This is a genomic window from Paraburkholderia polaris, assembly GCF_012927345.1.
Lineage (GTDB): Bacteria > Pseudomonadota > Gammaproteobacteria > Burkholderiales > Burkholderiaceae > Paraburkholderia > Paraburkholderia polaris.
The window spans coordinates 1-1,379 of sequence record NZ_JABBGJ010000137.1 but is presented as its reverse complement, the minus strand read 5'-3'; the positions used below and the strand labels follow the sequence as shown (position 1 = coordinate 1,379).

Sequence of the window (1,379 nt, the reverse complement as noted above, 5' to 3'; positions counted from 1 at the left end):
GGTCGCCAACCCGCGAGGGGGAGCCAATCCCAGAAAACCGATCGTAGTCCGGATCGCACTCTGCAACTCGAGTGCGTGAAGCTGGAATCGCTAGTAATCGCGGATCAGCATGCCGCGGTGAATACGTTCCCGGGTCTTGTACACACCGCCCGTCACACCATGGGAGTGGGTTTTACCAGAAGTGGCTAGTCTAACCGCAAGGAGGACGGTCACCACGGTAGGATTCATGACTGGGGTGAAGTCGTAACAAGGTAGCCGTATCGGAAGGTGCGGCTGGATCACCTCCTTTCTCGAGCTAAACGTGTCAATGCGTTGAGCGCTCACGCTTATCGGCTGTGAAACTAGACAGACTCAGGGGTCTGTAGCTCAGTTGGTTAGAGCACCGTCTTGATAAGGCGGGGGTCGATGGTTCGAATCCATCCAGACCCACCACTGTTTCTGCGGTGGCTGCGCTAATGACTGAAACCCCTGGGGCATCAATACGGATAGCAATATCTGTGTGTGACTGGGGGATTAGCTCAGCTGGGAGAGCACCTGCTTTGCAAGCAGGGGGTCGTCGGTTCGATCCCGTCATCCTCCACCAATCTTCAATGCGCAGCGTTCTGCAAGGGTAGTAGATGCAGAGTGTTTTGCATTGGCGATTGAGCCAGTCAGAGTGATACGCGGTTATAGCAACTGCGATATCGGCTGTCGTTCTTTAACAATCAGGAAGAAGTAGTAAAGAGATTCACGAAAGCATACTTAGAGATGGGTGTGTGAGTAGGTGAATCAGGGTTGTGATTGTATCAATGTATGAAAAGGTAATCGAAAGATTGCCTTGGAATACGGCGCAACACGAATACTCAACCTGTAGCGATGTGAGGAGCGTTGCATTCCCAGTGGATGCGACACGAGACACACCCGTTATAGGGTCAAGCGAACAAGTGCATGTGGTGGATGCCTTGGCGATCACAGGCGATGAAGGACGCGGTAGCCTGCGAAAAGCGACGGGGAGCTGGCAAACGAGCTTTGATCCGTCGATGTCCGAATGGGGAAACCCACCTCTTTTGAGGTATCCGTGACTGAATACATAGGTCACGAGAAGCGAACGCGGTGAACTGAAACATCTAAGTAACCGCAGGAAAAGAAATCAACCGAGATTCCCAGAGTAGTGGCGAGCGAAATGGGACCAGCCTGTACTCTTTATCTTCATTGTTAGTCGAAGGCTCTGGAAAGTGCCGCCATAGCAGGTGATAGCCCTGTAGACGAAAACAGCGAGGAAGAACTGGGTGTACGACAAGTAGGGCGGGACACGTGAAATCCTGTCTGAAGATGGGGGGACCATCCTCCAAGGCTAAATACTCGTGATCGACCGATAGTGAACCAGTACCGTGAGGGAA

At 52.4% G+C, this 1,379-nt stretch carries 2 tRNA genes and 2 rRNA genes; all 4 read left to right on the top strand.

From position 1 onward, the window contains the following. Nucleotides 1-289: ribosomal RNA gene (locus HHL24_RS43310) — 16S ribosomal RNA — on the top strand; the annotation flags it as partial. A 66-nt stretch (nt 290-355) separates the two neighbouring features. Further along, a tRNA-Ile gene (locus HHL24_RS43305) sits at nt 356-432 on the top strand. 75 nt (nt 433-507) lie between these two features. Further along, nucleotides 508-583: transfer RNA gene (locus HHL24_RS43300), tRNA-Ala, on the top strand. A gap of 326 nt (nt 584-909) precedes the next feature. After that, nucleotides 910-1,379, top strand: a 23S ribosomal RNA gene (locus HHL24_RS43295); the annotation flags it as partial.